At 65.1% G+C, this 8,473-nt stretch carries 10 protein-coding genes; 4 read left to right on the forward strand and 6 right to left on the reverse strand.

Annotated elements, in window-relative coordinates:
- Positions 1-38: 38 nt before the first annotated feature.
- Entirely contained in the window at positions 39-266 is a 228-nt protein-coding gene (locus tag ACXJL8_RS26300) for a hypothetical protein (RefSeq protein ID WP_456622328.1), read from the reverse strand.
- 43 nt (positions 267-309) lie between these two features.
- The gene (locus ACXJL8_RS26305; protein ID WP_456622327.1) at positions 310-462 is read right to left on the reverse strand and encodes a hypothetical protein; all 153 of its coding nucleotides are present in this window, start codon (positions 460-462) and stop codon (positions 310-312) included.
- 276 nt (positions 463-738) lie between these two features.
- Between ACXJL8_RS26305 and ACXJL8_RS26310 the strand changes: the two genes are divergently transcribed.
- On the forward strand, positions 739-2,652 hold the full coding sequence (locus tag ACXJL8_RS26310; protein ID WP_456685856.1) for a BTAD domain-containing putative transcriptional regulator: 1,914 nt from the start codon (positions 739-741) through the stop codon (positions 2,650-2,652).
- 3 nt (positions 2,653-2,655) lie between these two features.
- Here ACXJL8_RS26310 and ACXJL8_RS26315 read toward each other — a convergent pair whose 3' ends face one another.
- The 4 genes from ACXJL8_RS26315 to ACXJL8_RS26330 all read right to left on the reverse strand — a co-directional run bounded on the left by ACXJL8_RS26315 (position 2,656) and on the right by ACXJL8_RS26330 (position 5,734).
- Positions 2,656-3,123 carry an MAPEG family protein gene (locus ACXJL8_RS26315; RefSeq protein WP_456622325.1) on the reverse strand — a complete coding sequence of 156 codons (468 nt, stop codon included), beginning with the start codon at positions 3,121-3,123 and terminating at the stop codon, positions 2,656-2,658.
- Between the two features lie 92 nt (positions 3,124-3,215).
- Entirely contained in the window at positions 3,216-3,338 is a 123-nt protein-coding gene (locus ACXJL8_RS26320; protein WP_456622324.1) for a hypothetical protein, read from the reverse strand.
- Between the two features lie 30 nt (positions 3,339-3,368).
- A complete protein-coding gene (locus tag ACXJL8_RS26325) occupies positions 3,369-5,468 on the reverse strand; it encodes a methyl-accepting chemotaxis protein (protein WP_456622323.1) in 2,100 nt (699 codons plus the stop codon).
- A 143-nt stretch (positions 5,469-5,611) separates the two neighbouring features.
- Positions 5,612-5,734, reverse strand: coding sequence for a hypothetical protein (locus tag ACXJL8_RS26330; protein ID WP_456622322.1), 123 nt, complete (start codon positions 5,732-5,734; stop codon positions 5,612-5,614).
- Positions 5,735-6,038: 304 nt separating this feature from the next.
- On the opposite strand from ACXJL8_RS26330, the gene ACXJL8_RS26335 reads away from it, so the two are divergent.
- The 3 genes from ACXJL8_RS26335 to ACXJL8_RS26345 form a co-directional block, all read left to right on the forward strand.
- Positions 6,039-6,176 (forward strand): hypothetical protein, encoded by a 138-nt coding sequence (locus tag ACXJL8_RS26335; protein WP_456622321.1) that lies wholly within the window; start codon positions 6,039-6,041, stop codon positions 6,174-6,176.
- Positions 6,177-6,301: 125 nt separating this feature from the next.
- Entirely contained in the window at positions 6,302-7,423 is a 1,122-nt protein-coding gene (locus ACXJL8_RS26340; RefSeq protein ID WP_456622320.1) for a lactonase family protein, read from the forward strand.
- Between the two features lie 185 nt (positions 7,424-7,608).
- The coding region (locus ACXJL8_RS26345; protein ID WP_456685857.1) for an efflux RND transporter periplasmic adaptor subunit at positions 7,609-8,473 on the forward strand (865 nt) is incomplete at its 3' end.

An 8,473-nucleotide genomic window follows, 5' to 3' on the forward strand; every position in this document is an offset into this window, starting at 1 on the left:
CCCTTGGTCCGCGCGGCGCTGTTGCCGATCTGGGTCGGTTACGGCACCGGCGGGTTCGAGATGTAATGGGTGACGAAATCATCGGAGGCGAGATCGGCTTGGCGCTCGCGGGGCGCCGTGCTCATCGCAGCGCAGGCAATCACCAGTGCCAGCAGCGAGGCATAGAATGCGATCACTCTCAGTCGCCATGTTCCGATAATTCGCTGGTCCTCGACGGACGCGAGAAAGACGTACGATTGCTGTCCCGGCTGCGCGATATCGCTCAATGCGACCTCCTGCTTGATGGCTCTTGCGATCTTTGGCGTGCGGTCAGTCGCCTCCGAAAAGGAGCGGCGCGACCGGAGGTGCCGACTGCGAAACGACACTGAATGTCGGATGTGCAAAGGAGGTCACCGCGGCGTCGAGCCCCGCAATGACCACGAACAGGATGACGACGACCGTGATGAGGTGATGCGCGCGCACGTCGGCCTGCCCGATGAAATTGCTCTGCGTCGATCAACCAACCGGCTTCGTCGCAATGCGATCTGAACCCACCGTCGTCATCGCGGGCGTTATTCGATCGTCATCACGGCGTTAATATTGTTCGCAAAGTTGGCAGTTCGTGTAAGATGTATATCTACGGGCGCGTCTGCTCAATTTAGAGGCGGCATGACTGAAACTCCATCTGCGCCGCGCCCGCGTTTTGCCCTCTCGCTTCTGGGACGTTTCGAACTGACGGGGCCGGACGGCATCGTCTGCTTGCCGAACAAGAAGCTCGCGGGATTGCTTGCCTATCTGGCTTGCACGGCACCGCAGCCTCAGCACCGCGAAAAGCTCTCGACTTTGCTGTGGGGATCCCACTTCGACGCGCAAGCGAAGCAGAACCTGCGACAGGCGCTGTTCAAGCTGCGTCAGGTTCTTGGTCAGAGTGCGCTCAGGAGTGACGGCGAATTCATGTCGTTGGATGCCGCGGTGATCAGCTGCGATGTCCGGCAATTCGAGGATCTCGTCAGAAAAGGCAGCCGTGACTCCCTGACCGCGGCGACAGATCTCTATCGCGGGCGCCTCGTTGACGACATTGGCGTCAACGAGGAGGGCTGGAGCGAATGGCTGGCCGGCGAACGCGAGCGGCTGTCGGAGCTGGCGCTCGGCGCGATGGTGGCACTCGGCGAGCATGAACTGTCAGAGGGGCGTGCCGGCCACGCCCTTCTCGCCGGCCAGCGCGCCCATGCGCTCAACAGCATGCGCGAGGATGCGCATCGCCTGATCATGCGCGCGTTGTCCGCAGCAGGCCGCAACGCCGAAGCACTCAAATACTATCAGGCCGTCGTCACCCTGCTGAAGCAGGAGCTCGGCACCGGCCCGGATGCGGCAACCAACGCTCTCGCCGCGGGGCTGCGCAAGGCCCAGGAGCAGAAGACCATTCAGGCAGCAGGCGAGACAGGTGTAGACCTTTCGCGTCAAGCGGAGCGCATGATCGGCGACGACAGGCCTTCCGTGGCGGTGCTTCCGTTCCGGAACATGGGCGGCGACACCGAACAGGAATACTTTGCCGATGGCGTCACCGCGGACATCATCACCGCTCTGTCGCGCTTTCGCGAACTGGTGGTGATTGCGGGCGGGTCGAGCTTTGCCCTTCGGGACAAGGGAATGACCAGCCAGCAGATCGCGCAACTGCTCGGGGCCCAATACGTCCTAAGCGGCCATATCCGCAAGGCCGGCAACCGCATTCGCGTGTCGGCCGAGCTCACTCATGCCGGCAGCGAAGCCCAAGTCTGGTCCAATCGCTATGACCRCCCCCTCGTCGACATCTTCGATCTGCAGGACGACGTCAGCCGCAGTGTTGCAGCCGTCGTCGATCCCGCCGTTCGAAGCGCCGAGATCGAACGCGCGCGCCGCAAGCCGCCGGTCGATCTTTCGGCGTATGATCTCTATCTGCGAGGCCTTCATCATTTGTGGGGCGGCACCCGTGAAGCCGTCATCAAGGCCATCGATCTGCTTCGACAGTCCCTGAGCCTTGATCAGGAGCGAACGGCGACGCTGGCGGCACTGGCCTGGGGACTCGTCATGGCTGCTCCGCTCGGCGCCAACGCGTCTCCGGATGCCGCGGCCGAGGCGCTCGGCCTGGCGCGTCGCGCCGTCGAGCAGGATGGCGGGGACGCTTTCGCCCACGCGGTCTATGGCTTCGCGCTGTTTGGACCGGCCGGCGACAACGATCAGGGGCGCATTCACGCCAGCGAAGCCGTAAGCCTCAATCCCAGTTCGGCCTTCGCATGGGGTGTGCTCGGAATGATCGACAGCATGGGAGGCGATTATGCGAACGCCGTCGTGTGCCTGCACCGGTCTCTCGTCCTCAGTCCCGACGACAGCATGCTCCATATGTGGATGACGGGATTGACCGCGTCCTACTTCGCCCTCGGGCAGTTCGAGGAGGGCGTCGCCTGGGCGCGCAAGTCGGTTAGGCACAATCCGAGCAATGGCACCGGCCATCGCATGTTGGCGGCCAATCTGGTCGGTGTCGGCCGCCTGGAAGAAGCCCGCGAGGTCACCCGGATGCGCGATTCGGCACAGAAAACAACGATCCGCGATCTGCGCGCCATGCGCTTCTTCAAGCAAAGCGTGACGCTTGAACGCTACCTTTCGGCCCAGCAGGTCGCCGGCGTGGCCGATTGAGTCTCAACCGCCGAGTGCGACGAGAAGCGTGCGAATGGTCATGAAGACCAGGATCAGTGAGCCGACGGTCCACAGAATTGCGCGAATGTCGTGAATCTGCCCGGTGAGATAGGCGAGGAAATGCAGCAGGCGCGAGGCAACGTAGCCGTAGAGCAGACATTGCGCGAGAAGCAGAGACGGCCGTGTGAGTACATAGAGAAAGCCCGCGACCAGGAAATAGGGCAGGCTCTCGAGATCGTTCAGCTGGATCCGGCGGATCCGCTCGACAGCTTCGTTGGGAAGAAGCTGCACCGGATCGGGCGCGGGATTCATCGGGGTCTTCTTGATATCCTCCGGCGAACGGTAGCCCCCTTGCGCTCTCACCATCCGGAACACGGTGAGCCACGACATCCCCACGGCCTTCAGGATGATCAGGCAGGCAGCAACGACATAGGTCGCAAAAAGGGGATCGCGCAGATCAATTCCGTCCAATTTGGATCCCCCTCTGACGTCTCCATACTACATGCCCGACCGCGCCGCGCCAGCAGCGATCGGACAGCAAACGTCCCRGGAGGTCGGAAAGTTCACATCAGCCGCTTTGCGGCGCGCACTTCGGCGAATTCGGCGTCGGGATGGGCGACGATGGTGGCGACCATGATGCCGCTGATGATCAGCGACCAGGCGATGTTCCAACAGACCCAAAACATCTTCCAACCTGCCTTCTGCGGCGCGCTAATCTAGGCCGCTCTGAGATCCCCGACGAAGCGACCGACGTCGCGCTTGAGGTCATCCGACAGGCGCGCCAGCATCTTGGCCGAATCCAGCACTTCGCCGGCGGCCGCACCGGTCTGCCCGGCAGCTTGCGACACGCCGGAGATGTGCCGCGAGACTTCGTTGGTGCCTTGGGAAGCCTGCTGCACGTTGCGCGCGATCTCGCGGGTCGCGGCGCCCTGCTCCTCGACGGCAGCCGCGATCGCAGCCGCAATCTCGTTGACCCGCTGGATGGTGGTGCCGATCGACTGGATCGCGGTCACCGAGGATCGGGTCGCGCCCTGGATCGCGGCGACCTGGCCGGTGATCTCCTCGGTCGCCTTCGCGGTCTGCGTGGCGAGGCTCTTCACCTCGGACGCGACCACCGCAAAACCGCGGCCGGCCTCGCCGGCACGCGCGGCCTCGATGGTGGCGTTGAGCGCGAGCAGATTGGTCTGCTCGGCAATGCCCGTGATCAGCGCGACGACGTCGCCGATGCGCTGGGCGGCATCGGCCAGCGCCTGCACCTCGGCATTGGTGCGATCGGCTTCGGAAGCTGCGGCACCGGCAATGCTGGACGACTCCGCGACCTGGCGGCTGATCTCGCTGATCGAGGCCGAGAGCTCTTCCGTGGCGGCGGCGACGGTCTGCACGTTGGACGAGGCATCGCCCGACAGGCTTGCGACCGAGGCCGCCTTGGACGAGCCCTGCTCGGCCGTCGACGACATCGACTGCGCGGTGGCATTCAGCTCGCCGGAAGCCGAGGCCAGCGTGTGCAGCGATTCCGTGACGGTCTTCTCGAACTGCTCGATCAGCCGGTCGACGGCGAGCTGGCGCCGCTCCTTCCTGGCCTGCTCCGCCGCCTGTTCCTCGGCGAGGCGGTCGCCGGTCATCATGTTCTCCCTGAACACCGACACCGCGCGCGACATCTCCCCGATCTCGTCGCCGCGCTCGATGCCCGCGAGCTCGATCGCATAGTCGCGCTCGGCAAGGGAGCGCATCGCCTGCGTCAGCTTGCGGATCGGCGCGCTGACGCGGCGATTCACGAGGGTGAAGCCGAAGACGGTGATGGCGAGCGCGACCAGCATCATCCCGCCATTGAGGGCCAGGCTCCATCTCGCCGATGTCATCTGCTGCCCGGCGCGGGCGACCATTTCGGCGAGCGCGACCTGGCCGGCCTCGACGCTGTAGCCGAGAATGGCGGTGTTGAGCTTCGACAGGTCCTCGATCTTGATGTCGATGGTCTGGTTGTTGCTGAGCGCCTTGATGAAACCCTGCTGACGCTCGGTCATGGCGGCGGCATCGCCCTGCTTCGAGCGCGCGATCACGTCGACGAGGCTTGCGGGCGCGTCGGAGCGGCCGGCGACATCCAGCACCTGGCTCCAGGCCTGCCTGGCGCGTCCGGTATCCTCGGCGGCGCCGACCATGTCGGCGGCGCTCCAGGGCTTTCCGCTCGCGGCCGCGGCTTCGAGACGGATGGCGACGAGGCCGCCGAAATTGCGTGCGGCCCAGGCCGACTGTTTTACGCCCAGCAGATGATCGACCACGGGATCGGTAAGCTTGAGCGCGTTCTCGAGCGCAGCCGTCAGCGCCAGAATGGCATCGAGATAATCCTGCGCAGCTTTGCGGAACTCGTCGCCGACCTTCGCGTCACGCTCCGCCTTCGATTGGTGGATGGCGGCTTCGGCCTTGGGCCGCAGCGGCGCGAGCGCGTCGTGGACCGCGACGAGCTTGCTCAAGGCGCCGGCAAGGCGTGCATCCGACACGCCATCAAGGCGCTCGAGCACGCTCTTATAGGCCGCCTCGGACAACTGCCGGTTGGTGGCGATGCGGTTGTCGGCATTGGCATTGGCTGGCGCTTCCGCGACCAGCGCCGACAGGAAGGTGCCGCGCTCGAGCCGGAAGCCGAGCAGGCTCGCGAACAGCTGCTGGTCGGTGCCGGCGAAGCGCTCGACCGTCTGCGCGGCGCCGTTGCGTTCGATCGCACCAAAAAGTCCGGTCGCGAGCTGCCCGATCAGGAACAGGCCGAGGACACCGATGATGGCGCCGAGCACCGAACGAATGGAGGGATTGCCGAACAATGCCATGGTGACCGTCGCATCTCCGTAAAAGATGCAGAAAAATACCGGTCCGGCCCTAAGATTTGGTTCACCAAATAGGCCCATGCCCGCGGCGCGCGCGTCGGGCTCAGTTGAACTACGGAGATGAGGGGCTCAGGCGGCGCAAAGGCTCACTTCGCCTGCCGTGCCGCCCGGATCTCGACGAACTCGGCATCCGGATGCGTGACGATGGTGGCGAACATGATACCGCTGATGATGAGAGACCAGGCGGTATTCCAAACAATCCAAAACATGCGTCAGCCTCCGTTTCGGTCTCCCCCCCCCGCCCGCGGGACCAAGGTAACGGCAAGACAGGGTTGCTGTTCCCGGAGCGATTGCGGCTTGGCACGGCGAGGCGCGGGCGAAGCGCGGCGCTATATTTTGTTGGTCGGCGGCGAGCCGCGATCGGTTTGGCCGGTGTGGCGCTTTGCCACGACGTCCTCGTCGCGTGGCGGCGGCTTCGGCTGTGAACGAGTTCATAGGATCGCCACCGTTTGCAGTGCACGATGGTGCAGCGCTCCCCGGCGCAGCGGACTTTCGGCGGACGGATTTGGCCTGATGCGCAAACGACTCATCGCCTGGACCATCCTGACCTCGGCCTTGCTCGCCGTCGCCGTGTGGACCGCGCTTGGGCCCCCCGAACATGCATCCGGCCCGCATCTGCCCTCCCGCAGCCAGCAAGCTGCGGTGCGGTAGCCGTCGTCCCCCAACCGATACAATTTCGGCATCGATCGATCCCAATTGGAGTTTGGTGCGGCCGGGGACCTCCCGCTATCCTCGGCGGCAAAACGACAATGCCGCACCGGCACAGGAGGACGCCCATGTTGAGACCAACACATCGCATCGCATCTGGATTGCCGCGCGCGGCGATCACCGTCATCGCCTTCCTTGCCCTCATTTTCGGAGCCCGCCCCGGCATGGCCGAAACCTTCGCCTATGTCGGCAACGCCGACAGCAACGACATCAGCGTGTTCAAGATGGCCGAGAGCGGCGAGATGATGCCGGTGCAGACGGCCGCCCTCCCCGGCGTCGAGAAGCCCGGCTCCTCGACGCCGCTGGCGATCACGCCCGACAAGCGCGTGCTGATTGCCGGCGTCCGGTCGCAGCCGTTCCAGGCGGTGAGCTTTGCGATCGATCCCAAGACGGGCCAGCTCAGCCATATCGGCAACGGCCCGCTCGCCGACAGCATGGCCTATATCGCCACCGACCGTAGCGGCAAATTCCTGTTCAGCGCCTCCTATGGCGGCAACAAGGTCGCGGTGAATCCGCTTCTCGCGAACGGCGTCGTCGGCGAGCCGAAGCAGGTGATCCCGACCGGGCTCAATGCGCATGCCTTCCTGCCCTCGCCCGACAACCGCTTCGTGTTCGCAACCAATCTCGGCTCCGACCAGGTGCTGAGCTTCGCGTTCGACGCAGCTAGCGGGACGCTCACGCCGAGCGATCCGCCGGTCTACAAGGTGCCGGAAAAATCGGGGCCGCGGCACTTCGTGTTCCACCCGAACGGCAAGTACGTCTATCTCATCCACGAGCTGAACGGCGACGTCGCGGCGTTCGCCTATGAGGCGAAGGGCGGCGCATGGGACGAGATCCAGCGCACCACCGCATTGCCCGAAGGGTTTTCCGGAAAGCCTTGGGCCGCCGACATCCACATCACCCCGGACGGCCGCTTCCTCTACGCCTCGGAGCGCACCACCAATACGCTCACCGCCTACAAGGTCGACGCGGCAAGCGGCAAGCTGACTAAGGCCGGCAGCGTCGCGACCGAGAAGCAGCCGCGCGGCTTCAACATCGATCCATCCAGCCGCTATCTCGCCGCGGTCGGCGAGCTGTCCGACAGCATGACGGTCTATGCCATCGACCAGAGCAGCGGCGCGCTCGCCAAGCTGACATCCTATCCCACCGGCAAGAAGCCGAACTGGGTGGAGTTCTTGAGCTTGCCGTGAGGGGGGCTCCTCTTACCCTCCCCCTCCAGGGGGGTAAGGGACAGCGAACCTCGTCTTCATTTCCGCGACTAATCCAACAGGCGGCATCGCGCCGCCTGTTGCGGCGTCTTCGGCCTTGTCCGCCCATGGCCCACTGCGGCCGCTTCTGCTAACGATTGAGGCCTTGCGGCCAACCGGAATGACCTATGCGTCGATTGCCTGCGCGTTCCTTTTCCCAAAAGCTCGTTACGCTCGCCGGACTGCTGGTGCTGTCCGCCCAACCCGCTTCCGCCGCCGATGACGCGCCCAAGGACGCGCCCAAGGGGCCGGCGGTCACGGTGCTGAAGGCGGCAAAGTCCTGCTTCTCCGACATCGTCGAGGCGACCGKCACGATCATCGCGCGCGAGGAGACCTCGGTGCGGCCCGAGCGTCCGGGGCTGAAGGTGACGGAAGTGCTGGCGGAAGCCGGCGAGACCACCACGGCCGGTCAGGTGCTGGCGCGCCTCGCGCTGCCCGAAGGCGGCACGCTTCAGGTCGCAGCCCCCGTGGCTGGCGTCATCGCCACCTCGACTGCGCAGATCGGCGGGCTCGCCTCGGCCAAGGGCGAGGCGCTGTTCACGATCGTGGCGCGCAGCGAATACGATCTCGTCGGCCTGGTGGCGACCAGCGACATCCGCAGGCTTGCGGTCAACCAGCCTGCGACCGTGCGCATCGCAGGCGCCGGCGATATCGACGGCAAGGTCCGCCGCATCGGGCCGACCGTCGAGCCCAACATCCAGCAGGGCATGGTCTATATCGGCATCTCGTCGCAGAAGCGGCTGTTGCTGAACGCGAGCGGGCGGGCGCTGATCAAGACCGGGCAGAGCTGCAACGTCGCGGTGCCGCTGACCGCCGTGCAATATTCGTCCGCCGGCACCGTGGTGCAGGTGATCCGCCGCAACCGTGTCGAGACCAAGCGCGTCGAGGTCGGATTGATGTCGGGCGGCAATATCGAGATCCGCGACGGCCTCAACGAGGGCGACATCGTCGTCGCCCGCGCCGGCGCACTCTTGCGCGAAGGCGATCCGGTGC

This window comes from Bradyrhizobium sp. P5_C11_2 (assembly GCF_054049755.1).